A 25,847-nucleotide genomic window follows, 5' to 3' on the forward strand; every position below is an offset into this window, starting at 1 on the left:
AGTTGGCCTTTGCAGAAGTCCGATAGTGGCCAATTGACTATCACTGGACCTATTGTTCGCTGATTGACGCATATGAATAGTCGGACGCCTCCCAAACCCAATAGGAAATATCCCCTGGATATGTAAGTCGACTCCTACATCCAGCCATCAATCAACCGATGGGCTTCAGCGTGAAAAAAGCGCCCATGAAGTCGTCAATCGGCTTTGCCGGAATACGGGTAGAAGCGAGAAGTGTGGGCAATCCGGCCTACGTTTTTAACGAGACTGGTCCCAACGAAACTGCGAAACGTCCTATGCCATTGCGAAATTTCTCATAGCCAATGAAAACGCCCCGACTAGCGGGGCGTCATGGCAGCAGAGAAAAGGCCTCAGTGGGAAACCGCGCCACTGGCCCCCAGACCCGTCTGCGAGCGGACGAACTGCGGGAAGAACAGCGCGCGCTCGTCTTCAGCGGCCTTGGACTTGTCGGTCACCGAGAAGAACCAGATACCGGCAAAGGCGATGAGCATGGAGAACAGCGCCGGGTACTCGTACGGGTAGATGGCTTTTTCGTGGCCGAGGATCTGCACCCAGATGGTCGGGCCGAGGATCATCAGGCCGACCGCACTGACCAGGCCCATCCAGCCACCGATCATGGCGCCACGGGTGGTGAGTTTCTTCCAGTACATCGAGAGCAGCAGCACCGGGAAGTTGCAGCTGGCGGCGATGGAGAAGGCCAGGCCCACCATGAAGGCGATGTTCTGGTTTTCGAACAGGATGCCCAGGCCGATCGCCAGCACGCCCAGGGCGATGGTGGTGATCTTCGACACGCGGATCTCATCCTTGTCGTTGGCCTTGCCCTTGCGCCATACGCTGGCGTACAGGTCATGGGAGACCGCCGAGGCACCGGCCAGGGTCAGGCCCGCGACCACGGCCAGGATGGTGGCGAAGGCGACCGCCGAGATGAAGCCCAGGAACACGCTACCGCCCACGGCATTGGCCAGGTGCACCGCCGCCATGTTGTTGCCGCCGATCAGGGCGCCAGCGGCGTCCTTGAAGTCCGGGTTGGTGCTGACCAGCAGGATCGCGCCGAAGCCGATGATGAAGGTCAGGATGTAGAAGTAGCCGATGAAACCGGTGGCGTAGAGCACGCTCTTGCGCGCTTCCTTGGCGTCGCTGACGGTGAAGAAGCGCATCAGGATGTGCGGCAGGCCGGCGGTACCGAACATCAGCGCCAGGCCCAGGGAGAACGCCGAGATCGGGTCCTTGACCAGGCCGCCGGGGCTCATGATCGCCTCGCCCTTGGCGTGGACCTTGATCGCCTCGGAGAACAGGGTGTTGAAGTCAAAGCCCACGTGCTTCATTACCATCAGCGCCATGAAGCTGGCACCGGAGAGCAGCAGCACCGCCTTGATGATCTGGACCCAGGTGGTGGCCAGCATGCCGCCGAACAGCACGTACAGGCACATCAGGATACCCACCAGGATCACCGCGACGTGGTAGTCCAGGCCGAACAGCAGTTGGATCAGCTTGCCGGCACCGACCATCTGGGCGATCAGGTAGAACGCCACGACCACCAGCGACCCGGAAGCCGACAGCGTGCGGATTTCCTTCTGCCCAAGGCGATAGGAGGCCACGTCGGCGAAGGTGTACTTGCCCAGATTGCGCAGGCGTTCGGCGATCAGGAACAGGATGATCGGCCAGCCGACCAGGAAACCGATCGAATAGATCAGGCCGTCATAGCCGGAGGTGAACACCAGAGCGGAAATTCCCAGGAAGGAGGCGGCCGACATGTAGTCACCGGCGATCGCCAGGCCGTTCTGGAAGCCTGTGATGCGACCGCCCGCGGCATAGTAGTCCGAGGCCGACTTGTTGCGTTTGGAGGCCCAGTAGGTAATGCACAGGGTAAAGGCGACGAAGGCCACGAACATGGCGATCGCCGAGACGTTGAGCGGCTGCTTGTGCACCTCGCCGGTCAGGGCATCGGCGGCCCACACGGCGGGTGCGAAAGCACCGCAGGCCAGGACGGCCAGGGCTTTGGCTTGGCGGATCATTGTTGCGCCTCCTTCAGGATCTCTTTGTTCAGCTCATCGAATTCGCCATTGGCGCGACGCACATAGATAGCGGTCAGGACAAACGCCGCAACGATCAGACCGACGCCCAGGGGAATGCCCCAGGTGATCGACGAATCGGGACTGAGCTTGGTACCCAGTATCTGCGGGCCATAGGCGATGAGGAGGATGAAGCTGCAATAGAGACCGAGCATGATCGCCGAGAGGATCCAGGCGAAACGCTCTCGCTTGGTGACCAGCTCCTTGAAGCGCGGACTGTTCTGTATCGATTGGTAGATGCTGTCGTTCATTGTTTTTGTCCTAGCAGCAACGCAAATAAGGGAGAACCCGCCCTTACTTTATGCCGCCGCTGGACGCCAACCAGACGACCTTAGTCTTAGATGCAACGGTGTTTTGCAGATTGCGTAACAAAGTAAACCCGCTCCCCCAGATTCAGCACAGGATTCGACGCCTATGCAAACCTACGGGAGCGGGTTTACCGGTGAAACAGCAGGACAGCCCCGAGAGGGTATTTACTTGCCGGTCCACTCCTTCACGCGCTCAGGGTGTTTGGCAACCCAGTCCTTGGCCGCAGCATCAGGCTTGGCACCTTCCTGGATGGCCAGCATGACTTCGCCGATCTCATCCTTGGACTGCCAGTGGAAGTTCTTCAGGAACTCGGCCACTTCCGGCGCCTTGGTCGCCAGCTCTTTGCTGCCGATGCTGTTGACGGTTTCGGCAGCGCCATACACGCCTTTTGGATCTTCAAGGAACTTGAGTTTCCATTTGGCGAACATCCAGTGCGGCACCCAGCCGGTCACGGCAATGGACTGCTGCTTGGCGTAGGCACGGCCCAGTTCGGCGGTCATCGCCGCGCCGGAACTGGCTTGCAGTTTGTAGCCGTCCAGGGCGTAGTCCTTGATGGCCTGGTCGGTCTTGAGCATCACGCCAGAGCCGGCATCGATGCCGACGATCTTGTGCTTGAAGCTTTCATCGGTCTTGAGGTCGGCAATGCTGGTGGCCTTGACGTACTCCGGCACGATCAGGCCGATCTTTGCATCCCTGAAGTTGGGGCCGTAGTCGACCACCTTGTCCTTGTTCTTGCCCCAATATTCCCCGTGAGTGACCGGCAGCCAGGCCGACAGCATCGCATCGAGCTTGCCGGTGGCCACACCCTGCCACATGATGCCGGTGGCGACGGGCTTGAGGTCCACGTCATAACCGAGTTTCTGCTTGATCACTTCGGCGGCCACATAGGTGGTTGCCACACTGTCGGACCAACCATCCACGTAACCTATGCTTACTTCTTTGGCCATTGCCTGTGCAGCGCTCATGGTCAAAACCAGGGCTGTCCCCACACCCAGGAAACGTCGCATTCTTGTAAACGTAGCCATCAAAGCATCCCCTCGTCAGGTCTCGGAAGTTGCATCATCATCCTCACACCATAGCTGACCTGCTCTGAGCACGACCTTTACCACACGATAAACGACAGCAATTCGCCATCAATGCCAGCCCCATCACGCGTTCTGCGTGATCCTTGCATGGCCGATGCTTGATCTAGAGCGTTTGCGGCTATCATCTAGCCCTTTGCGCCTGACGACGGACCGCCCGATGCCCAGCAGCACACGCCTTCTGCCCCTCTACCTGTTCGCCTGCCTGTTCGCCCTGGTCGGGCTCGGCGCGCTCTGGTACGGGCTTGGCAAGCCTGTGCACCTGCCCGATGCGGCCAGCCCGACGCACAAATTGCAGTGCGCGTCCTACACGCCGTTCGACAAGGACCAGTCGCCATTCGACCAGCCTTTCCGCTTGCGCCCGGCACGCATGGACGCCGACCTTGCGCTGCTGGCCGAGCGATTCCAGTGCATCCGCACCTATTCGATGACCGGTCTTGAGGCGATTCCGGCGCTGGCGCGCAAACATGGGCTGAAAGTGATGCTCGGCGCCTGGGTCAATGCCAACCCGGTGGACACCGACAAAGAAGTCGATGCACTGATCGCCTCGGCCAATGCCAACCCGGACGTGGTCAGCGCAGTGATCGTGGGCAACGAGGCGTTGCTGCGCAAAGAAGTGACGGGCGAACGCCTGGCCAGCTTGATCGCCCGGGTCAAAAGCCAGGTGAAGGTACCGGTGACCTATGCCGATGTCTGGGAGTTCTGGTTGCAGCATCCACAGATAGCACCGGCAGTGGACTTCCTCACCATTCACCTGCTGCCCTACTGGGAAGATGACCCACGCGGTATCGATGACGCCTTGGCCCATGTGGCCGATGTGCGCCGACAGTTTGGCGAACGCTTTGCCCCCAAGGACATTCTCATCGGCGAGACCGGCTGGCCCAGTGAAGGGCGCCAACGTGAAACCGCCACGCCGAGCCGAACCAACGAAGCACGCTTCATCCGTGCTTTCGTTGCCCTGGCCGAAGCCAACGGCTGGCGCTACAACCTGATCGAAGCCTTCGACCAGCCCTGGAAACGCGCCAGCGAGGGGGCGGTCGGCGGTTATTGGGGGCTGTACGACGCCGATCGGCAGGATAAAGGCGTGCTCGAAGGCCCTGTGAGCAATCTGCCGTACTGGCCGCAGTGGTGGCTGGCGGGCGTCCTGCTGTTTGCCGTGACCTTGCTGCTGGCGGGACGACCTGGGAATCGACGCGCCGCCGTACTGCTGCCGCTGCTGGCCGCGCTGGGTGCCGCGAGCCTGGGCTTATGGGGCGAGCTGGTGCGCACGAATGCGCGCTTTGGCGGTGAGTGGGCATGGGCAGCGCTGCTGGTGGGCCTCAACCTGGTGGTGCTGGCGCATGCCGCGCTGGCGCTGGCCGCACGCGAAGGCTGGCGCCAGCGTCTGTTCGCCTGGCTGGAGCGTCATGCCCGATGGTGGCTGCTGGCGGCGGGCTTCGCTGCGGCGGTCAGCATGCTGGCGATGGTGTTCGACCCGCGTTATCGCAGTTTCCCCACGGCGGCGCTGGTGTTGCCGGCAGTGGTCTACCTCGCACGCCCCGTGGCGGCGCCCAAGGCCGAGATCGCGTTGCTGGCGTTCATTGTCGGAGCCGGGATAGCGCCGCAGCTGTTCATCGAAGGGTTGAGCAACGTGCAGGCCTGGGGGTGGGCGGTCGTCAGCACGGCGATGGTCGCAGCGTTGTGGCGCAGTCTGCGCAAAGGCTGAAATCGCGTTCGCGGGTAAACCCACAAGGCAGGCGGTGATTCGTGTGGAAGCGGGTTTATCCGCGAACGAGGTCTCCCGGCGATGAGCTAGATCGCGGGCTGCCGAACCAGCCGCAACCCCGCAAGCACCACGGCGAACACCGCAATGCTCGCGGTGTACAGCACCAAGGCCGGAATCCCGAACAGCAACCCCAACACAGCCAGCACCCGCCCGCTCCGCCCCGGCACCCACAGCGCCAGCAGCGAAACGCCCAACGCGCCCCAGGCCAGCACCTGATGATGGATGCCCAAGCCCAGCAACGAGCGCACCTGGCATTGCCAGTACCCCTGCGACGCGCTGCACAGCCCGACCCATCGGGCATCCTCCATCAGCCCATAGCGCACGCCATAGCTGGCGGCCAGCCACACCGACAGCAACAGCAGCAACAAGGCAATGGGCAGCGAGCGGGCCATGGGGACTCCAAACGGTTGAAAACGAACGCCAGCATAATCGCCCTCGCTTATCCTGCAAGGCAAAAACCGTCATTGGCGGCTATGTTCGAAGCATGTCTCTTTGCCGCGCCGTAGACCGTCGGCGCAATATCTGGCACGACAAACAAAGGGGCGGCAGGCAACTTTGCCGTGTTATTCATGGTCTTAGCTAGCGCTTTGCCTTTACGTACTTTTCCTGGGGGATTTCCATGCTTCGACCCTTGCGCCTCGTTGCCTTGCTCTGCGGCCTGCTCCTGGCCACAGCCGCCTCGGCGCGGGATATCGACGCCGCGAGCTATGGCTATCCGCTGACCAATCCGTTCGAGGCCACCATCGCCACCACGCCGCCGGAGCAGCGCCCGACGCTGCCCAACGACGAGGACATCAGCCAATCCGACTACAGCCTCAACCTGCGTCCGGATCGCGCCTTCACCCTGCCGGACAACTTCTGGCCGGTACGCAAGCTCAAGTACCGCCTGGCCCGCCAGGATCACGAGGCGCCGCTGATCTTCCTCATTGCCGGCACCGGCGCGCCCTATACCAGCAGCATCAACGAATACCTCAAGAAGCTTTTCTACCAGGCGGGCTTTCATGTCGTGCAATTGTCCTCGCCCACCAGCTGGGACTTCATGAGCGCCGCCTCGCGCTTTGCCACCCCAGGCGTGAGCAAGGACGATGCCGAGGATCTGTATCGTGTCATGCAGGCCGTACGCGCCCAGCACCCCCACCTGCCGGTAAGCGAGTTCTACCTCACCGGCTACAGCCTCGGCGCCCTCGACGCAGCCTTCGTCAGCCACCTGGACGAAACCCGACGCAGCTTCAACTTCAAGCGTGTGCTGCTGCTCAACCCACCGGTCAACCTGTATACCTCGGTCAGCAACCTGGACAAGCTGGTGCAGACCCGGGTCAAGGGCATCGATCACAGCACCACGTTCTATGAACTGATGCTGGAAAAGCTCACCCTGTATTTCCAGCAAAAGGGCTACATCGACCTCAACGAGGCGCTGCTCTACGACTTCCAGAAGTCGCGCCAGCACTTGTCCAACGAACAGATGGCCATGCTGATCGGCACCTCGTTCCGCTTCTCGGCGGCCGACATCGCCTTCACCTCCGACCTGGTCAACCGCCGCGGCTTGATCATTCCACCCAAGTTCCCGATCACCGAAGGCAGCAGCCTCACGCCGTTCTTCAAGCGTGCACTGCAATGCGATTTCGAGTGCTACATCACCGAGCAGGTGATCCCCATGTGGCGTGCCCGCACCGATGGCGGCAGCGTGCTGCAACTGATCGACCAGGTGAGCCTCTATGCACTGGCCGACTACCTGCGCGACAGCCCAAAGATCGCCGTGATGCACAACGCCGACGACGTCATCCTCGGCCCCGGCGATATCGGTTTCCTGCGCAAGGTGTTCGGTGATCGTCTGACGCTCTACCCTCATGGCGGCCATTGCGGCAACCTCAACTACCGCGTCAACAGCGATGCGATGCTGGAGTTCTTCCGTGGTTAACAAATTGCTGCTCGTCACCGCCCTGCTCGCCACCGGCAACGCCCTGGCAGCCGAGACTGCGCCCCGTGCCAGTGTGGTCGAAGCCGACAAGATCGACTCTCCAACGGTGGAACCCGACGGCTTCCTCGACCCGCTGCGCGAGCTCAAATTCAACCCTGGGCTCGACCAGCGCGAGTTCGAGCGCTCCACCCTGACCGCGCTGAACGTCTATGACCCGCTGGAATCGATGAACCGGCGCATCTATCACTTCAACTACCGCTTCGACCAGTGGGTGATGTTGCCGGTCGTCGATGGCTACCGCTACGTCACCCCACGCTTCGTGCGCACTGGGGTGAGCAATTTCTTCAACAACCTGGGCGATGTGCCCAACCTGTTCAACAGCGTGTTGCAACTCAAGGTCAAGCGTTCGGCCGAGATCACCGCACGTCTGATGTTCAACACCATCATTGGCGTGGGTGGCTTGTGGGATCCGGCGACCAAGATGGGCCTGCCACGCCAGAGCGAGGACTTCGGCCAGACCCTGGGCTTCTATGGGGTGCCTGACGGGCCGTACATCATGCTGCCGATCCTGGGGCCGTCGAACCTGCGCGACACCACCGGCCTTGCGGTGGATTACGTAGGCGAACGTGAGGTGAACTACCTTAACGTCGCTGAAGCCAGCAGCGACCACCCGGAGATAACCGTGCTGCGCGCGGTGGACAAGCGCTATACCACCAACTTCCGCTATGGGCAGCTGAATTCGCCGTTCGAGTACGAGAAGGTGCGCTACGTGTATACCCAAGCGCGCAAGCTGCAGATCGCCGAGTAAGGCGCCCCAGAGCTTTTCGCGGGTAAACCCGCTCCCACTACGGCGGTGATATTGGGAGCACCGCAAAACCTATGGAGCAGCTTTACCCTCAAATCGAGGGCACAGCAATGCCATTGGGAGCACCGCTGAACCTTGTGGGAGCGGGTTTACCCGCGAATCGAGGGCGCAGCCCTCGCCAGCGTCAAGGGGGACTCAACCCCAGGAATTGACACAACTCCCGCCGCTTGGCCAAGGCATCCTTACGCCCCAGCTCGATCAGCTCGCTGCAGTAGCTGGCCTCGAACAGCAAATAGCTCAATACCCCCGCGCCGCTGGTACGGGTCGCTCCCGGCCCGCGCAGGAACAGGCGCAACGCCGCCGGTAATTCACGACGATGTCGGGCGGCGATCTCGTCCAGCGGCTGACTGGGCGCCACCACCAACACCTCGATGGGCGCCAGACCCAGGCGCCGCGCATTCAGGTGGGCAGGCAGCAAGTGGCTGAGGTGGTTCAGGCGCTGGAGCAACTCGATGTCATCCTCGAGGCTGTCGATGAAGGTGCTGTTGAGCATGTGCGCGCCGATCTGCGCAAGGCTTGGTTGCTGCCCACTGAACACCCGCTGGTTCGGCATCGGTGCCGAAGGCCGCTGCGGGTTGCCGCTGACCCCGACCACCAGCACCCGGCTGGCCCCCAGGTGCAGCGCAGGGCTGATCGGTGCTGACTGGCGCACCGCGCCGTCGCCGAAGTATTCCTCGTCGAGCTTGACCGGGGCGAACAGCAAGGGGATCGCCGAGCTCGCCAGCAGGTGCTCGATGGTCAGGGAAGTCGGAACGCCGATTCGCCGGTGTCGCAACCAAGGCTCGATGGTGCCACGCCCCTGATAGAACGTCACCGCCTGGCCCGACTCATAGCCGAAGGCGGTGATCGCCACGGCTCTCAATTGCTCGGCAGCCAGGGAATGGCCGATCCCATCGAGGTCCAGATGGGATTGCAGCAGGCCCCGCAACGGGCTGCTATCGAGCAGCGCCACCGGGACCTGGCCGCCGACACCCAACAAACTGTGGCTGACGAAGCGGCTGGCCTGGCGGATGACACCGGGCCAGTCGCTGCGCAGCACAAGATGGCTGCGAAAGTTCTGCCAGAAGCTCGTCAGGCGCTGCACCGCCTCTGTGAAGCGCGTGGCCCCGCTGGCCAGGGTGACGGCATTGATGGCGCCCGCCGAGGTCCCGACGATCACCGGGAACGGGTTGGCTGCGCCGGGCGGCAACAGCTCGGCGATGCCGGCCAGCACCCCCACCTGGTAGGCGGCACGGGCGCCGCCGCCAGAAAGAATCAGCCCGGTGGTGGGAAGCGGAGCCATCGTTGTCATCCGTGATCAGCGTTTTTTCTTGTCATAAAGCCGCGGCTCTCCTGGCGGACGCGACTTGAAGCGCCGGTGCGCCCACAGGTATTGCTCCGGACATTCACGCAGCACACCTTCGACCCACTGGTTGATGCGCAGGCAATCGGCCTCTTCGGTCTCGCCAGGGAAGTCCTCGAGCGGCGGATGGACCACCAGGCGATAGCCACTGCCATCCTCCAGGCGCTTCTGGGTGAAGGGGATCACCCGGGCCTTGCCCAGGCGAGCGAATTTGGTGGTCGCCGTGACGGTCGCGGCCTGAATGCCGAACAACGGCACGAAGATACTCTGTTTGGCGCCGTAGTCCTGGTCCGGGGCGTACCAGATGGCTCGGCCGCCACGCAGCAGCTTGAGCATGCCACGCACATCGTCGCGCTCCACCGCCAGCGAATCGAGGTTGTGACGCTCGCGACCGCGGCGCTGGACGTAGTCGAACAGCGGGTTGCCGTGTTCGCGGTACATGCCGTCGATGGTATGGGCCTGCCCCAACAAGGCGGCGCCGATTTCCAGGGTGGTGAAGTGCACGGCCATCAGGATCGCTCCCTGACCGTCGCGCTGGGCGGCCTGCAGGTGCTCCAGACCTTCGATATGGGCCAGGCGGGCCAGGCGCGGCTTGGGCCACCACCAGCTCATGGCCATCTCGAAAAAGGCGATGCCGGTGGAGGCGAAGTTTTCCTTGAGCAGATGTTGCCGTTCGTCGCGCGACAGCTCGGGGAAACACAGCTCCAGATTGCGCGCGGCGATACGCCGGCGCTCACCGGCGACCCGATACATCAGCGCGCCCAGGGCCCGGCCCAAGGCGAGCAGGGCCCGGTAGGGCAACTGGGCCACCAGCCACAGCAGGCCGAGGCCCAACCAAAGGCCCCAGAATCGTGGGTGAAGAAAATACGGACGAAAACGCGGGCGTTCCATTGAAGCTTCCGGCAAGACAAAGGTGGCCATTCTACATCGGTTCGCCTGCGGTTGCGGCCAACGGGTCTTATCGTTATAAGTCAGGGCACTTTTTTCGCAACAAGCCGTCTATGCAGACCATGAGCCTCAACCAGACCTCCGATACCGCACCCGTCTTCCAGCTCAAGGGCAGCATGCTTGCCATCACTGTGCTGGAACTGGCGCGCAACGACCTCGAAGCCCTCGACCGGCAACTGGCGGCGAAAGTGGCCCAGGCCCCCAACTTCTTCAGCAACACCCCCTTGGTGCTGGCCCTGGACAAGCTGCCGACCGACAGCGGGGCGATCGACCTGCCCGGCCTGATGCGCGTGTGCCGCCACCACGGCCTGCGCACGCTGGCCGTGCGGGCCAGCCGGATCGAGGACATCGCCGCGGCGATCGCCATCGACCTGCCGGTGTTGCCGCCCTCCGGTGCGCGCGAACGGCCACTGGAACCGGAGCCTGAGGTGAAGAAGCCCGAACCTGCGCCGGCCCCACCGCCGCCACCGGCTGAGCCTGAAGTTCGCCCCACCCGCATCATCACCACGCCAGTACGCGGCGGCCAACAGATCTACGCCCAGGGCGGCGACCTGATCGTGACTGCCTCGGTCAGCCCCGGTGCGGAACTTCTCGCCGATGGCAATATCCATGTGTACGGCGCCATGCGCGGTCGTGCGCTGGCCGGCATCAAGGGCAACACCCGGGCCCGGATCTTCTGCCAGCAGATGACCGCGGAGATGGTCTCCATCGCCGGCCAGTACAAGGTCTGCGAAGACCTGCGCCGCGACCCGCTGTGGGGGGCTGGCGTGCAGATCAGCCTGTCCGGCGATGTGTTGAACATCACCCGTCTTTAACGGATACTTGCCGGCATTTTTAGCGCAACTTTTTTCCTGTTGCCGTTTTTTGTATTTGCAGGGACACGCGTCCCGTTTATTTAGGGGTGAAACACCTTGGCCAAGATTCTCGTGGTTACTTCCGGCAAGGGGGGGGTGGGCAAGACCACCACCAGCGCCGCTATCGGTACCGGCCTCGCACTGCGTGGCTATAAGACTGTCATCGTCGACTTCGACGTGGGTCTGCGTAACCTCGACCTGATCATGGGCTGCGAGCGCCGCGTGGTGTATGACTTCGTCAACGTGGTCAACGGCGAAGCCAACCTGCAGCAGGCCCTGATCAAGGACAAGCGCCTGGAAAACCTGTTCGTGCTGGCAGCCAGCCAGACCCGCGACAAGGACGCCCTGACCCAGGAAGGCGTCGAGAAGGTCCTGATGGAGCTCAAGGAGTCCTTCGACTTCGTCATCTGCGACTCCCCGGCCGGTATCGAGAAAGGCGCTCATCTGGCGATGTACTTCGCCGACGAGGCCATCGTGGTGACCAACCCTGAAGTCTCCTCGGTTCGTGACTCCGACCGCATGCTGGGCATCCTGTCGAGCAAGTCGCGCCGCTCCGAGAACGGCGAAGACCCGATCAAGGAACACCTGCTGATCACCCGCTATCACCCTGAGCGCGTCGAAAAGGGCGAAATGCTCAGCATCGCCGACGTCGAAGAGATCCTGGCGATCAAGCTCAAGGGTGTGATCCCCGAGTCCCAGGCCGTGCTCAAGGCCTCCAACCAAGGTATTCCAGTGATCCTGGACGACCAGAGCGATGCCGGTCAGGCATACAGCGACACTGTCGACCGCCTGCTGGGCAAAGAGAAGCCACTGCGGTTCATCGATGTGCAGAAGCAAGGATTCTTCGCGCGCCTGTTTGGAGGCAAATAAACCATGAACCTTTTTGACTTCTTTCGTGGCAGACAGAAACAAAGCAGCGCGTCGGTAGCGAAAGAGCGTCTACAGATCATCGTGGCGCACGAACGCGGCCAGCGTAGCGAGCCGGATTACCTCCCAGCCCTGCAGAAAGAGCTGCTGGAAGTGATCCGCAAGTACGTGAACATCGGCAGCGACGACGTGCATATCGAGCTTGAGAACCAGGGTAGCTGCTCGATCCTGGAGCTGAACATCACCCTGCCCGATCGCTGATTCAGCGATTTCGGGTCGCCCCTGTGGGAGCGGGCTTGTCCCGCGATTGTGCCAGCCCAGGCTGACGTAATCGTGGGACAAGTCCGCTCCCACAGTGCTTTCAAAAGAGACTTTGCAATGCCGCTGTCGAACGTCCAGATCCTCCATGAAGACGCCGCCATCCTGGTGGTCAACAAGCCGACCCTGCTGCTGTCGGTGCCTGGTCGCGCCGAGGACAACAAGGACTGCCTGATCACCCGCCTGCAGCAGAACGGCTACCCCGATGCGCTGATCGTTCATCGGCTGGACTGGGAAACCTCCGGCATCATCCTGCTGGCCCGCGATGCCGACAGCCACCGCGAGCTTTCGCGCCAGTTCCATGACCGCGAAACCGAAAAGGCCTACACCGCGCTGTGCTGGGGTCAGCCGGCGCTGGACAGCGGCAGCATCGACCTTCCCCTGCGCTACGACCCGCCGACCAAGCCACGTCATGTGGTGGACCACGAGCAGGGCAAGCATGCCCTGACCTTCTGGCGCGTCGTAGAGCGCTGTGGCGAATACTGCCGGGTGGAGCTGACCCCGATCACCGGGCGCTCGCACCAGTTGCGTGTGCACATGTTGTCGATCGGCCACCCGCTGCTGGGCGATCGCCTGTATGCCAACCCCGAGGCCCTGGCGGCTCATGATCGCCTGTGCCTGCATGCGAGCATGCTGAGCTTCACCCACCCGGTGACGGGCGAGCGGTTGAAGTTCGAGTGCCCCGCGCCGTTCTGAGCCTCCTGCGCTGGATTCTTCGCGGGTAAACCCACACCCACCGATACAACGGTGTTACGCAGAGCACCGCAGAACCTGTGCGGGTTTACCTGCGAAGAGCGCCCCACAAATTCCTGGGCAACTGCGCTAAACTCGCGCCACTGCTGTCTGGAGTGAGTTATGCGCGATTCCCTGAATGCCGGCCTGATCGATTTCCTCAAGGCCTCCCCGACGCCTTTCCATGCCACCGCGAGCCTCGCCCAACGTCTGGAGGCCGCCGGCTACCAGCGCCTGGACGAGCGCGACAGCTGGGCCACGGTGCCGGGCGGCCGCTATTACGTGACCCGCAACGACTCCTCGATCATCGCCATCAAGCTGGGCAAGCAATCGCCCTTGCTCGGCGGTATCCGCATGGTCGGCGCCCACACCGACAGCCCATGCCTGCGGGTCAAGCCGCAACCTGAACTGCAACGCCACGGTTTCCTGCAACTGGGCGTCGAAGTCTACGGTGGTGCTCTGCTCGCTCCCTGGTTCGACCGCGACCTGTCGTTGGCAGGCCGGGTCACCTTCCGTCGCGATGGCAAGGTCGAGAGCCAGTTGGTGGACTTCAAGCTGCCGATCGCGGTGATCCCGAATCTCGCCATCCACCTCAACCGCACTGCCAACGAAGGCTGGGCGATCAACCCTCAGCTGGAACTGCCCCCCATCCTGGCCCAGGTGGCCGGTGACGAGCGGGTGGACTTCCGCGCACTGCTCACCGAACAATTGGCCCGCGAACACGACCTCAATGCCGACGTGGTGCTGGATTACGAACTGAGCTTCTACAACACCCAGGACGCCGCGCTGATCGGACTGAATGGCGACTTCATCGCCGCTGCCCGTCTGGACAACCTGCTCTCCTGCTACGCAGGCCTGCAGGCCCTGCTGACGGCAGACAGTGAAGAGACCTGCGTGCTGGTGTGCAATGACCACGAGGAAGTCGGCTCCTGTTCGGCCTGCGGCGCCGACGGCCCGATGCTCGAGCAGACCCTGCAGCGCCTGCTGCCCGATGGCGATGACTACGTTCGCACCATCCAGCGCTCGCTGATGGTCTCGGCTGACAACGCCCACGGCGTGCACCCCAACTACGCCGACAAGCACGACGGCAACCACGGGCCCAAGCTCAACGCCGGGCCGGTGATCAAGGTCAACAACAACCAGCGCTACGCCACCAACAGCGAAACCGCAGGCTTCTTCCGTCACCTGTGCATGGCCGAGGAAGTGCCGGTACAGAGCTTCGTGGTACGCAGCGACATGGGTTGCGGCTCGACCATCGGCCCGATCGCCGCCAGCCACCTGGGCGTGCGCACGGTCGACATCGGCCTGCCGACCTTCGCCATGCACTCGATCCGCGAGCTGTGCGGCAGCCATGACCTGGCGCATCTGGTGAAGGTGCTCACTGCGTTCTACCGTAGCCGCGAATTGCCGTGAGAGGGCCAGGGGCCGCTTAGCGGCCCTTCGCCAACGCCTATCGATAGCCTGTCGGCACTCTCGATACCTGTCCCCGATCAATCCCGCCTGCGCCCCGAGCCGCTATGCTTAGAGCATGGCCCTGACTTTCAGAAGGATTCCTGTCCATGACGTTCCTGTCGCTGTTCTTGCCGGTCTTCCTGTTCCTGCTGCTGCTGACCATCGGTTTCAGCCTGCGCGAACGCAATATCGGCGTACTGATGATGTGGATCGGAACCCTGGGTATCTTCGGTCTCACTTGCTGGAAGATCCTGGAGCAACTGCCCTCATAAACCTCTACACTCGGTCAATCGTTTGACCTGAGGTAGATTTCCCGGTGCCTGCACTCCTGCGTTGCCTGTTCCTGCTGTTGCTCGTGTTCATCACCCCGGTCCAGGCGGCGGGCCTGCCAAGCCTGCTCGGTTCCAGCGCGTCTGCGCAGCCGGAAGCGACCGAACCCTTGGGTAAATCCCTCGATGAGGTGATCAAGAACCTGGAAAACGACCAGCAACGCGCCAAGCTGCTGGCCGACCTGAAAAAGCTGCGTGATGCCACCAAACAGTCGCAACCGACCGTCGAACAGGGCGTGCTCGGGTTGATCGGCGGCGCGCTGCACGACCTGGAAAAGCAATTCAGCGGCGACGCCAGCCCGTTCCGACGCTGGTCGCTGGAAATCGACCAGGCTCAAGAGGAACTGGTAGCGCTGGTGGTGCCCGTGCATCAATGGCCCGCCATCCTGTTCGGCTTCGCCGCGATCATCGCTGTCTGGAGTCTGCTCGCCTACGCCTTCAACTGGATCGGCCACCGCGTACGCCTGCGCTTCGGCCTGACCGAAGAACTGCCGCAACACCCGCGCACCTGGGACCTGGTCCGCTTTGCCTTGCGCAAGCTGGGCCCCTGGATGGTGGCCCTGGTGTTCACGGTCTACCTGAGCTTCGCCCTGCCCTCTTCTTTGGGCAAGTCATTGGCCATGGTCCTGGCCTATGCCTTGGTGGTCGGCACCCTGTTCTCGGCGATCTGCGTGATCGCCTTCTCGCTGCTCGACGGCCCGCATCGCCACCGTGCCCTGTACATTCTGCGCCACCAGGCATTCCGCCCGCTGTGGCTGATCGGCAGCTTCGCAGCCTTTGGCGAAGCGATGAGCGACCCGCGCATGACCACCGCCCTGGGCAGTCATCTGGCCCATGCCCTGGCGACCCTGGCCAACGTGGTGGCCGCCGTATGCACCGGCCTGTTCATCCTGCGTTTTCGTCGCCCCATCGCCCATTTGATTCGCAACCAGCCGCTATCGCGCCGCCTGACCCGCCGAACCCTGAGCGACACCATCGAGATCCTCGGCAGCTTCTGGTTCGTGCCGGCGCTGATCCTGGTGGCTGTCTCGCTGTTCGCCACGTTCGTCTCGGCCGGTGACACCAGCACGGCTTTGCGCCAGTCGCTGATGTGCACGGTGCTGGTGGTGGTGTGCATGGTGCTCAATGGCCTGGTGCGCCGGCACGCGGCCAACCCCAAGCGCGCCAACCGCCGCCAGGAGGTGTACGCCGAGCGCCTGCGCAACTTCGCCTACGCCCTGGTGCACCTGTGCATCTGGTTGGTGTTCATCGAACTGGGCCTGCGGGTCTGGGGCCTGTCGATGATCAATTTCGCCGAGGGCGACGGGCATGAAGTGAGCATGCGCCTGGTGGGGCTGGCCGGGACCATGATCGCGGCCTGGCTGGTGTGGATCCTGGCCGATACCGCCGTGCACCATGCACTGGTGCGTTCACGCCGGGGCCTGGCCAATGCCCGGGCACAGACCATGATGCCGCTGATCCGCAACGTGATGTTCGTAGCGATCTTCATCATCGCGGTAATCGTCGCCCTGGCCAACATGGGCATGAACGTCACCCCGCTGCTCGCCGGTGCTGGCGTCATCGGCCTGGCGATCGGTTTCGGCGCCCAATCACTGGTGGCCGACCTGATCACGGGCCTGTTCATCATCATTGAAGACTCTCTGGCCATCGATGACTACGTGGATGTCGGCGGTCACCTGGGCACGGTCGAGGGCCTGACCATCCGCACCGTGCGGCTGCGGGACATCGACGGCATCGTGCACACCATCCCCTTCAGCGAGATCAAGAGCATCAAGAACTACTCGCGGGAGTTCGGCTATGCGATTTTCCGGGTGGCCATTCCCCATAGCATGGCGATCGACCAAGCGATCACCCTGATTCGTGAAGTAGGGCAAAAACTGCGCAACGACCCGTTGATGCGTCGCAACATCTGGTCGCCTCTGGAACTGCAAGGCGTGGAAAGCTTCGAGTCGGGATCGGCGATCCTGCGGGCGCGATTCAAGACGGCACCCATCAAGCAATGGGAAGTATCACGGGCATTCAACCTGGCCTTGAAGCGCCAGCTCGATGAAGCAGGGCTGGATCTGGCGACGCCACGGCTGTCGGTGCAGGTCGTGACGGCGGGTGGGGGTGGGACCGCCGATTGATGCCCATCCGAGTATGAAATGGATGCCGCCATTAGCGGCTTTTCCACCAGGTCAAACAGTATTGTCCGACTAGCAGTACGCGATACAGCCGAATCAAGCTGATTCTTCATTTCCCTCTAGGGATGGGAAAAATCAACATGATCAAGGTAACTGCAAGTTGAGACACATTGACCATTCACTTCATAACGGAACGCCTACGGTCATCGTGCGAGACAATCGCGGATTAGGTATCCGCGAAATCGCTTATCATCGCCATCCCGATACGCCCACACAATTGGATGAGCGCATTACCCGCCATCGATTCAACGCTATTGGGCAGCTTGAACACAGCATCGATCCTCGCCTCCATGAGCGCCAGCTCGTTGATGCAACAACCCAACCCAACAACCGGTTTCAGACTTCGCTGGTCGGCGAGATCCTGCATATCGAGAGCGTCGATGCGGGCAACACCCTCTCGCTCAACGATGTTCAGGGCCGCCCATGCCTGAGCATCGGTGCCACAGACGCTCTCCATCGCTGGCACTATGAAGACGCATCGCTTGCGGGGCGATTGCTACACGTCACTGAGCAAATCGCCGAAGCGCCTCCGCGCATCACAGAACGCTTGGTCTGGGGCGGCAACACCCAAGAGGCCAAGAATCAAAACCTTGCAGGCCAATGCGTACGCCACTATGACGCAGCAGGTTGTCGGCAGACCGACAGTGTCGGCTTAACCGCTACAGTACTCTCCTCGACCCAAAAGTTGCTGGTAGAAGGTGCCGAAGCCGATTGGCAGGGGCAGGACGAATCAGCCTGGGGCAGACTCCTGGCACCGGACACTTTCACTACGTCATATCGTATCGATGCTACGGGCGCCTCTATCGAACAACGTGATGCGCTCGGGCATGTTCAACGCCAGTCGTACGACATAGCCGGCATGCTGAGCAGCAGTCGGCTGACCATGAAGGGCGGAACGACACACGTCATCTTGAAGTCCGTGACATATTCAGCCTCTGGGCAAAAACTGCGGGAAGAACAGGGCAATGGCGTCATTACCACCTACACCTACGAACAACGGACGCAGCGCCTTCTAGGCAGCAAGATCGAACGACGAGCCGGGCGCAGCGAGGCGAAAGTCCTGCAAGACATACGCTACGAGTATGACCCCGTCGGTAATATCCTGAGTGTGCACAATGATGCGGAGGCGACGCGGTTCTGGCGTAATCAGAAGGTCGTTCCGATCAATCGCTATGAGTATGACAGCCTCTATCAATTGATCGCCGCCAGCGGCCGTGAAATGGCCGATATGCCCCGCCAAGGCCCTAGGCCCACCTCCCCCACCATTCCCCTCCCGACAAACGATGGGGCCTATACCAACTACACACGTCGTTACCAATACGATCGCGCGGGCAACCTGACGCGTATCTCCCACAGCGCCCCTGCCTCCAACAACAGCTACACCCTGGACATGACAGTGTCCAACCGCAGCAACCGGGCGGTATTGCAGTCGCTGACCGAAGACCCTGCAAAGGTCGATGCCTTGTTCGATGCAGCGGGCAATCAGTTGCAACTGCAACCTGGCCAATCCCTTCATTGGACGCCCCGCGGGCAGCTCGACAAGGTCGTGCCACAGGCCGGTGATGAAAGCGCCGTCGACCAGGAAAGCTACCGCTACGGTGCAGACGGCCAACGGATCGCCAAATACAACGCCCAACAGGCAGGCGCCCAAACGGGATATGTACTTTATTTGCCTGGGTTGGAAGTGCGCGCCCGCTTCAGGGACGATGCGATAAAAGAACGGCTTCACATAATTACCGTCGGCGAAGCCGGTAATGCTCAGGCCCGATTACTGCACTGGGAAATCGGCACACCGCCAGGTGTCAGCAATGACTCGCTGCGCTACGGCTATTCCAATCTCATAGACAGCGTCGGGCTCGAACTCGATAGCGACGGTCAAATCATCAGCTATGAAGAGCACTACCCCTACGGCGGTTCTGCGGTATGGACTGCCCGCAACCAGACAGAAGCCGATTACAAGACCGTGCGTTACTCCGGGAAAGAGCGCGATGCCACGGGACTCTATTATTACGGCTATCGCTATTACCAACCCTGGCTAGGGCGCTGGCTCAGTACAGACCCCGCCGGCACGGTCGATGGGCTTAATCTATACCGAATGGTACGAAACAACCCGACGTCCTTAAAAGACAACAACGGGCTGAATGCCGAAGGGTATTACCATGAGTTCCAAGCGCTGAAGAGCGCACCCAGTATGATTCGTAATACGAGGCTTCAAATTCAAGACTATATGCGAAGCCAAACCGAAAGCCGGATTATTTACGTGTTGATGTCGATTCTTTTGGAAGCACTCGCTACGGTCATTGGCACGGCCGGCGGCCTCCTGGGCGGTGTAGCCGGAGGTGCTATAGGAGGCGCTGTAGGAGGGGTTATCGCCAACGTTCCAGGCGCCGCTGCAGGCGCAACCATGGGGGCTAGCGCAGGAGCGTTCGTCGGGAAAACGATTATAAAGAAAGCGGCAGAGAAGATACTTCCGCAGGCTGAGTTGACGCCAAACCTCAACATGGCAAAAAATATAAAGGAAACGGCCTCAGGTGGCCTCTGGCATAAATTTAAAAATCTCCGGAAAAAAGAATTAAACGCAGAAAAATTCAATGAAAAAGTGACCGACAACACTGTAACCGAGGGTGTAAATACTGGAGCGGAGCATGTGGGTCTGCCAGAACTTCCTACTACCCTTCCTGTTTCAAAAGCGATAAAAGTTGCCAAGGAAGTGCACAATTCGATAACCGTTGCCACGAAATATGCAATAGCCCGCGACATACCCGCTCAAGTAGAAAACGCAAGAGGCGCCCTTGATGCCATTTACTCAAGAATAGACGCGCAATTCGGAAAGCTCAGCAGCATGCGCATCCGTAGAAGCAGGATATGGCCTTTCAAATCCGATGGCCCACGAGAGCTTTCCATTACATTGAACAATGACCCGTTCAACCCTGATGCATGGGTGGGAAGATCGGAGCTCGATAAGCCTTACCAGGCAGCCTTGGCCGAACTGGATAAACTTAACGAACTGTACGTTAAGTACGAGAAAAGGCTTCGTCCTAAATTAAATTAAACGGTTGCAACAACCCGCCCCGCCGGCCTGCGGCATGCAAGGTCGGCGGTACCCCAACGCCTGAACTCACCCCGCCTCAGCCCGAATCCGAATCGCATCATGCCGCCAATACTCCAGGTCACAGTCGATCAGATTCCCATGCTGATCGCTGTTGACCCGGGTGACATGCAACCCCGGGCTACCCGCTGAGACCTTGAGGGCTGCGGCAGCCGGCGCTGGCAAAGCGGTCGGCAGGATTTCGAAACACACCCGCCCATAGGCGATCCCGTACACCCGCGCATAGATCTCGGTCAGCGACTGGCCGAGATCCAACTCCAGGATGCCGGGAAAGTACTTAGGGTTCAGGTAATGCTCGGCATACAGCACCGCACGCCCGTCGATGCGCCGCAAACGGCAGATCTGCACCACGCTGGACAACGCCGGCAAGCGCAACCGCGCACAGATCGCCGCCGAGGCCGGTTGCAAACGCGCCGACAGCAATTCAGTACTGGGCACCCGCCCCTGCGCCCGAACCATGGCATGGAAGTGACTGCGCTCGATCAGGTCATAGGTCAACCGCTCAGGCGCCACGAACCAGCCCCGCCGCTCCTCGCGATAGATCAGCCCCTGGGCTTCCAGCTGCACCAGCGCCTCGCGCAGGGTGATACGCGTGGTGTCGAACACCTCACTGAGCTTGCGCTCGGCCGGCAGCTTGCCGCCCGGTGCCAGCAGGCCGTGTTCGATCTGTTCCTGCAAGGCATGACAGATGGCTGTTACCGCGCGCGGTGGCGTCGAGTGCATCAAGGGTTACCTATATGGACTAGTCCAGCCCCAATGTTGGGCAATTGGAGAATAGTGCAAGCCTAGGGACGGCTGATGAACATCCCGTGACAAAGACTACCAGTGCTGGCGCGGGAAACGAGCAAGGCCTTGCGAATAAAGGCCTACGATCTGGTCTACGCTGTAGTGCCAAGGCCTGCATCACAGGCTTGCGGCCCTGCCCGTACATCAAACTGTCACGCAACCGGCCTACCTTGGCTCGAGGTTTGCTGACCTAGACCAAAGGTTCGCGAGCGAAAGGTTTTCCTAAAACAACACTGCAAGGCCCCACCAAAGGAGCTTCGGATGAAAAAGTTCTTCATGGCGTCACTGCTGGGCTCGGCCATCGCCCTGTGCACCTCGGCCATGGCCGCCGATACCGACCTCAAGGCCCTGGAAGATGCCGCCCGCAAGGAAGGCACCATCAACAGCGTGGGCATGCCCGATGCCTGGGCCAACTGGAAAGGCACCTGGGCGGACCTTGCCAGTAAATATGGACTCAAGCACAGCGACACCGACATGAGCTCGGCGCAGGAGATCGCCAAGTTCGACGCCGAAAAGGACAACGCCAGTGCCGACATCGGTGACGTGGGCGCCGCCTTCGGCCCCATCGCCGCCACCAAGGGCGTGACCCAGCCGTACAAACCCAGCACCTGGGACCAGGTCCCAGAGTGGGCCAAGGACAAGGACGGCCATTGGGCCCTGGCCTATACCGGTACCATTGCGTTCATCATCAACAAGGACCTGGTCAAGGAAGGCGAACGTCCGAAAACCTGGCATGACCTGGAAAAAGGCAAGTACAAGGTCGCCATCGGCGACGTAGGCACCGCCGCCCAGGCCGCCAACGGCGTACTCGCCGCGGCCATCGCCTATAAAGGCGACGAGAGCAACCTCCAGCCGGGCCTGCAGTTGTTCACCAAGCTGGCCCAGCAAAAGCGCCTGTCGCTGGCCAACCCGACCATCCAGACCCTGGAGAAGGGGGAAGTGGAAGTCGGCGTGGTGTGGGACTTCAACGGCCTGAGCTACCGCGAACAGATCGATCCCAAGCGCTTCGAGGTTCTGATCCCGTCCGACGGCTCGGTGATCTCCGGTTACACCACTATCATCAACAAGTACGCCAAGCACCCCAACGCCGCCAAGTTGACGCGTGAGTACATCTTCAGTGATGCCGGCCAGACCAACCTCGCCATCGGCCACGCCCGTCCGATTCGCGCCGAGCACCTGAAGCTGCCGGCCGAGGTGCAGGCCAAGTTGCTGCCGAACGAGCAGTACGGCGCCGCCCAACCGATCAAGAACGCCGAGGCCTGGGAGGCCACCTCCAAGAAGCTGCCGCAGATGTGGCAGGAGCAAGTGATCATCGAAATGGAGTAAGGCGGCTGGATCGCTAGGGTCTGTATGTGCCTAGTGCCCGAACCGGCCCTTTCGTGGGTAACCCCGCCTCCACAGCGTCCTGTGCTGCTCCTGTGGGAACGGGTTTACCTGCGAAGAGGGCGATGCAGTCAAGATTGGAGCCACCATGCAACACAACGTCATCCTGGTCCTGCTCGACGGCCTCAACCATCAGGTGGCCCATCACGCCATGGGTCATCTGCATGCCTACGTCGAGGCTGACCGCGCCGCGCTTTACCGCGTGGAATGCGAGCTGCCATCGCTGTCACGTCCGCTGTACGAGTGCATTCTCACGGGCGTTGCGCCGATCGACAGCGGCATCGTGCACAACAACATCACGCGCTTGTCCAACCAACGCAGTGTCTTCCATTACGCCCGCGAAGCGGGCCTGGGGACCGCGGCGGCCGCTTATCACTGGTTCAGCGAGCTGTACAACCGCTCGCCCTTCGACCCACTGCGCGACCGTCACACCCACGCGCCAAAGCTGCCTATCCAGCACGGCCTGTTTTATTACGCCGACCACTATCCAGACTCGCACCTGCTGGCCGATGCCGAATACCTGCGCCGGCGCCATGCACCGAACTTCCTGCTGGTGCACCCGATGAACATCGACGACGCCGGGCACCGCCATGGCCTGGACAGCAGCCAGTACCGCAATGCCGCCCGCAGCGTCGATATCTTGCTGGCCGACTACCTGCCGCTGTGGTTGCAAGAGGGCTATCAGGTGCTGGTGACCGCCGACCATGGCATGAACAACGACCGCTCGCACAATGGCCTGCTGGCCGAGGAACGCGAGGTGCCTTTGTTCGTGTTTGGCGAGGCATTCAGCCTGGACCCTGCGGCCACGCCCTTGCAGACCGAATTGTGCGGCACGATCTGCGAGCTGCTCGGAGCAGCCCATGACAAACCCGTGTGCAGGGAGCTGCTCAAGTGAATGCCAGCCAACGTGGTCGCTACCTGGCCCTGCTCTGCCTGCTTCCGTTCGCCGTATTCTTCGTCGTTTTCCAGATCGCGCCATTGGCCTGGGTGGCCATCAACAGCCTGCAGAGTGAGAGTGGTTGGGGCCTGGACAACTTCAGCAAGGTCTTTGCTTCCAAGTTCTACCTGCAGGCGCTGCAGCGCAGCCTGGAGATCAGCTTCTGGTCGAGCCTTTTCGGCATCATCATCGCTACCCTGGGCGCCTATTCCCTGCGCCAGGTGGACTCACGCCTGCGCGATTTCGTCAGCGCCTTCGCCAACATGACCAGCAACTTCGCCGGCGTGCCACTGGCGTTCGCCTTCATCATTCTGCTGGGTTTCAACGGAGCCTTGACCCTGCTGCTCAAGCAGGTGGGCCTGTTGGAGGATTTCAGCATCTACTCCAAGAGTGGCCTGATCCTGGTGTACACCTACTTCCAGATTCCCCTCGGCGTGCTGCTGCTCTACCCGGCCTTCGATGCCCTGCGTGAAGATTGGCGTGAGTCTGCGGCGCTGCTGGGCGCCAACCATTGGCAGTTCTGGCGGCACATCGGCCTGCCGGTGCTGGCGCCAGCGCTGCTGGGAACGTTCGTGATCCTGCTGGCCAACGCCCTGGGCGCCTACGCCACGGTCTACGCCCTGACCACCGGCAACTTCAACGTACTGCCGATCCGTATCGCCGCCCTGGTGGCCGGCGACATCACCCTGGACCCGAACCTGGCCAGTGCCCTGGCCATGGTGCTGGTAGGGCTGATGACCCTGGTCACCGTGGTCCATCAATGGCTGCTCAAGAGGAGCTACCATGCGCGCTGAACCTCGCACCAGCCTCTACCATCGGGTCGTGGTGTACCTGCTGTTCATCATCCTGCTGCTGCCCTTGGCCGGCACCCTGCTCTATTCCCTGGCCACCAGTTGGTCGGCGAGCCTGCTGCCCAGTGGCCTGACCTTCAAGTGGTACCTGGCGCTGTGGAGCGAGCCGCGCTTTCTCGCGGCCTTCGGCCAGTCGCTGCTGGTGTGTGTGGGCGCGCTGGTGCTGTCGGTGGTGCTGATCCTGCCGTTGCTGTTCGTGGTGCATTACCACTTCCCGCGGCTGGACGCGCTGATGAACATCCTCATCCTGTTGCCGTTCGCCGTACCACCGGTGGTGTCCTCGGTGGGCCTGCTGCAGCTGTATGGCAGCGGTCCGATGGCCATGGTCGGTACGCCGTGGATCCTGATCGGCTGCTACTTCACCATCGCCCTGCCCTTCATGTACCGGGCCATCACCAACAACCTGCAGGCGATCAACCTGCGCGACCTGATGGACGCCGCCCAACTGCTCGGCGCCAGTACCTGGCAGGCTGCATTCCTGGTGGTGCTGCCGAACCTGCGCAAGGGCCTGATGGTGGCATTGCTGCTGTCGTTTTCCTTCCTGTTCGGGGAATTCGTCTTCGCCAACCTGCTGGTGGGTACACGCTACGAGACCTTGCAGGTCTATCTGAACAACATGCGCAACAGCAGCGGCCATTTCAACAGTGCACTGGTGATCTCCTACTTCGCCTTCGTGCTGGTGCTGACCTGGGTCGCCAATCGCCTGAACAAGGACAAATCCTGACATGAGCTTCGTCAGCGTACAGAAACTGCACAAAAGCTATGCCGGCAGCCCGGTGTTCCACGACATCGACTGCCAGATCGAACGCGGCGAGTTCGTCACCCTGCTGGGCCCTTCCGGCTGCGGCAAGTCGACCCTGCTGCGTTGCATCGCCGGCCTCACCCCGGTGGACAGCGGCCGGATCCTGCTCGACGGCCAGGACCTGGTGCCCGTCAGCCCGCAGAAGCGCGGCATCGGCATGGTGTTCCAGAGCTATGCGCTGTTTCCCAACATGACCGTGGAACAGAACGTCGCCTTTGGCCTGCGCATGCAGAAGACCAAGGCCGACGAGAGGCAGGCCCGGGTCCGTGAGGCCCTGGAGCTGGTGGAGCTTGGCAGTTTTGCCGGGCGCTACCCGCACCAGCTTTCTGGCGGCCAGTGCCAGCGCGTGGCCCTGGCCCGTTCGCTGGTGACCCGCCCCCGCCTGCTGCTGCTCGACGAGCCGCTCTCGGCTCTGGATGCGCGTATCCGCAAGCACCTGCGCGAACAGATTCGCGCCATCCAGCGCGAACTGGGGCTGACCACCATTTTCGTCACCCACGATCAGGAAGAAGCGCTGACGATGTCCGACCGCATCTTCCTGATGAACCAAGGACGCATCGTCCAGAGCGGCGATGCCGAAACCCTCTACACAGCGCCTGTGGACCTGTTCGCCGCAGGTTTCATCGGCAACTACAACCTGCTCGATCCAGACGCCGCCAGCCGCCTGCTGCAACGCCCGGTGGCCGCCCGCCTGGCGATCCGCCCGGAAGCCATCAGTCTGCACCTGGACGGCGAGCTCGACGGCCAGGTAAACAGCCACAGCCTGCTGGGCAACGTCATTCGTTACCGAGTGCAGGTTCGGGGCGTGGAACTGGTGGTGGACGTGCTCAATCGCTCGTCGGCCGACCTGCATGCCGATGGCCAGCGGGTATCCTTGTCGATCGACCCCACGGCGCTACGAGAAGTGGCCTAAGGAGAAACACGC

General features: G+C 61.7%; 23 protein-coding genes. 16 read left to right on the forward strand and 7 right to left on the reverse strand.

Annotation, left to right across the window (positions count from 1 at the left end):
* Positions 1-368 precede the first annotated feature (368 nt).
* The 3 genes from ACNFCH_RS13015 to ACNFCH_RS13025 form a co-directional block, all read right to left on the reverse strand.
* Complete coding sequence (locus ACNFCH_RS13015) at positions 369-2,033, reverse strand: cation acetate symporter (protein ID WP_070091670.1); 1,665 nt, start codon at positions 2,031-2,033, stop codon at positions 369-371.
* Positions 2,030-2,341, reverse strand: coding sequence for a DUF485 domain-containing protein (locus ACNFCH_RS13020; RefSeq protein WP_070091671.1), 312 nt, complete (start codon positions 2,339-2,341; stop codon positions 2,030-2,032). Before ACNFCH_RS13020 ends, ACNFCH_RS13015 begins: the two co-directional genes overlap by 4 nt.
* A 222-nt stretch (positions 2,342-2,563) precedes the next feature.
* Positions 2,564-3,424 carry a glycine betaine ABC transporter substrate-binding protein gene (locus ACNFCH_RS13025; protein WP_337157489.1) on the reverse strand — a complete coding sequence of 287 codons (861 nt, stop codon included), beginning with the start codon at positions 3,422-3,424 and terminating at the stop codon, positions 2,564-2,566.
* A gap of 217 nt (positions 3,425-3,641) precedes the next feature.
* On the opposite strand from ACNFCH_RS13025, the gene ACNFCH_RS13030 reads away from it, so the two are divergent.
* Complete coding sequence (locus ACNFCH_RS13030) at positions 3,642-5,186, forward strand: glycosyl hydrolase family 17 protein (protein WP_416742943.1); 1,545 nt, start codon at positions 3,642-3,644, stop codon at positions 5,184-5,186.
* Between the two features lie 86 nt (positions 5,187-5,272).
* Here the strand turns inward: ACNFCH_RS13030 and ACNFCH_RS13035 are convergent, their stop codons facing one another.
* Entirely contained in the window at positions 5,273-5,638 is a 366-nt protein-coding gene (locus ACNFCH_RS13035) for a hypothetical protein (protein WP_416742944.1), read from the reverse strand.
* A gap of 227 nt (positions 5,639-5,865) precedes the next feature.
* Between ACNFCH_RS13035 and ACNFCH_RS13040 the strand changes: the two genes are divergently transcribed.
* On the forward strand, positions 5,866-7,164 hold the full coding sequence (locus ACNFCH_RS13040; protein ID WP_337157486.1) for a serine/threonine protein kinase: 1,299 nt from the start codon (positions 5,866-5,868) through the stop codon (positions 7,162-7,164).
* Positions 7,157-7,972 (forward strand): VacJ family lipoprotein, encoded by an 816-nt coding sequence (locus ACNFCH_RS13045; RefSeq protein WP_337157485.1) that lies wholly within the window; start codon positions 7,157-7,159, stop codon positions 7,970-7,972. The genes ACNFCH_RS13040 and ACNFCH_RS13045 overlap by 8 nt, the downstream gene beginning before the upstream one ends.
* Before the next feature lie 181 nt (positions 7,973-8,153).
* Here the strand turns inward: ACNFCH_RS13045 and ACNFCH_RS13050 are convergent, their stop codons facing one another.
* Together ACNFCH_RS13050 and ACNFCH_RS13055 are read right to left on the reverse strand one after the other, a co-directional pair.
* On the reverse strand, positions 8,154-9,311 hold the full coding sequence (locus tag ACNFCH_RS13050) for a patatin-like phospholipase family protein (RefSeq protein ID WP_070091677.1): 1,158 nt from the start codon (positions 9,309-9,311) through the stop codon (positions 8,154-8,156).
* A 15-nt stretch (positions 9,312-9,326) separates the two neighbouring features.
* Positions 9,327-10,262: a lipid A biosynthesis lauroyl acyltransferase gene (locus ACNFCH_RS13055; RefSeq protein ID WP_337157484.1), complete on the reverse strand. Its 936-nt coding sequence runs from the start codon at positions 10,260-10,262 to the stop codon at positions 9,327-9,329.
* 110 nt (positions 10,263-10,372) lie between these two features.
* Between ACNFCH_RS13055 and minC the strand changes: the two genes are divergently transcribed.
* The 8 genes from minC to ACNFCH_RS13095 all read left to right on the forward strand — a co-directional run bounded on the left by minC (position 10,373) and on the right by ACNFCH_RS13095 (position 20,106).
* Positions 10,373-11,134, forward strand: coding sequence for a septum site-determining protein MinC (gene minC / locus ACNFCH_RS13060; RefSeq protein WP_337157483.1), 762 nt, complete (start codon positions 10,373-10,375; stop codon positions 11,132-11,134).
* 96 nt (positions 11,135-11,230) lie between these two features.
* On the forward strand, positions 11,231-12,043 hold the full coding sequence (gene minD / locus ACNFCH_RS13065) for a septum site-determining protein MinD (RefSeq protein ID WP_070091680.1): 813 nt from the start codon (positions 11,231-11,233) through the stop codon (positions 12,041-12,043).
* A 3-nt stretch (positions 12,044-12,046) separates the two neighbouring features.
* A complete protein-coding gene (gene minE / locus ACNFCH_RS13070) occupies positions 12,047-12,301 on the forward strand; it encodes a cell division topological specificity factor MinE (protein ID WP_043206650.1) in 255 nt (84 codons plus the stop codon).
* A 72-nt stretch (positions 12,302-12,373) separates the two neighbouring features.
* Entirely contained in the window at positions 12,374-13,054 is a 681-nt protein-coding gene (locus ACNFCH_RS13075; protein WP_337157482.1) for an RluA family pseudouridine synthase, read from the forward strand.
* Positions 13,055-13,213: 159 nt separating this feature from the next.
* Complete coding sequence (locus ACNFCH_RS13080) at positions 13,214-14,503, forward strand: M18 family aminopeptidase (protein ID WP_337157481.1); 1,290 nt, start codon at positions 13,214-13,216, stop codon at positions 14,501-14,503.
* 146 nt (positions 14,504-14,649) lie between these two features.
* Entirely contained in the window at positions 14,650-14,814 is a 165-nt protein-coding gene (locus tag ACNFCH_RS13085; protein WP_167358066.1) for a hypothetical protein, read from the forward strand.
* 44 nt (positions 14,815-14,858) lie between these two features.
* A complete protein-coding gene (locus ACNFCH_RS13090; protein ID WP_337157480.1) occupies positions 14,859-16,997 on the forward strand; it encodes a mechanosensitive ion channel family protein in 2,139 nt (712 codons plus the stop codon).
* Between the two features lie 157 nt (positions 16,998-17,154).
* Positions 17,155-20,106 carry an RHS repeat domain-containing protein gene (locus tag ACNFCH_RS13095; protein ID WP_416742945.1) on the forward strand — a complete coding sequence of 984 codons (2,952 nt, stop codon included), beginning with the start codon at positions 17,155-17,157 and terminating at the stop codon, positions 20,104-20,106.
* A gap of 66 nt (positions 20,107-20,172) precedes the next feature.
* Here ACNFCH_RS13095 and ACNFCH_RS13100 read toward each other — a convergent pair whose 3' ends face one another.
* Entirely contained in the window at positions 20,173-20,886 is a 714-nt protein-coding gene (locus tag ACNFCH_RS13100; protein WP_337157478.1) for a UTRA domain-containing protein, read from the reverse strand.
* 324 nt (positions 20,887-21,210) lie between these two features.
* Here ACNFCH_RS13100 and ACNFCH_RS13105 point away from each other — a divergent pair, with 324 nt between their 5' ends.
* The 5 genes from ACNFCH_RS13105 to ACNFCH_RS13125 all read left to right on the forward strand — a co-directional run bounded on the left by ACNFCH_RS13105 (position 21,211) and on the right by ACNFCH_RS13125 (position 25,835).
* Positions 21,211-22,275, forward strand: a complete 1,065-nt coding sequence (locus ACNFCH_RS13105; RefSeq protein ID WP_337157477.1) for an ABC transporter substrate-binding protein — start codon at positions 21,211-21,213, stop codon at positions 22,273-22,275.
* A 145-nt stretch (positions 22,276-22,420) separates the two neighbouring features.
* Positions 22,421-23,227, forward strand: coding sequence for an alkaline phosphatase family protein (locus tag ACNFCH_RS13110; protein WP_337157476.1), 807 nt, complete (start codon positions 22,421-22,423; stop codon positions 23,225-23,227).
* On the forward strand, positions 23,224-24,063 hold the full coding sequence (locus tag ACNFCH_RS13115) for an ABC transporter permease subunit (protein WP_337157475.1): 840 nt from the start codon (positions 23,224-23,226) through the stop codon (positions 24,061-24,063). The genes ACNFCH_RS13110 and ACNFCH_RS13115 overlap by 4 nt, the downstream gene beginning before the upstream one ends.
* Entirely contained in the window at positions 24,053-24,844 is a 792-nt protein-coding gene (locus ACNFCH_RS13120) for an ABC transporter permease (protein ID WP_043206658.1), read from the forward strand. The genes ACNFCH_RS13115 and ACNFCH_RS13120 overlap by 11 nt, the downstream gene beginning before the upstream one ends.
* Position 24,845: 1 nt before the next feature.
* Positions 24,846-25,835, forward strand: a complete 990-nt coding sequence (locus tag ACNFCH_RS13125; RefSeq protein ID WP_337157474.1) for an ABC transporter ATP-binding protein — start codon at positions 24,846-24,848, stop codon at positions 25,833-25,835.
* Positions 25,836-25,847: the final 12 nt, after the last annotated feature.

The sequence above is a fragment of the Pseudomonas sp. NY15354 genome, assembly GCF_048068075.1.
GTDB classification, from domain to species: domain Bacteria; phylum Pseudomonadota; class Gammaproteobacteria; order Pseudomonadales; family Pseudomonadaceae; genus Aquipseudomonas; species Aquipseudomonas guariconensis_C.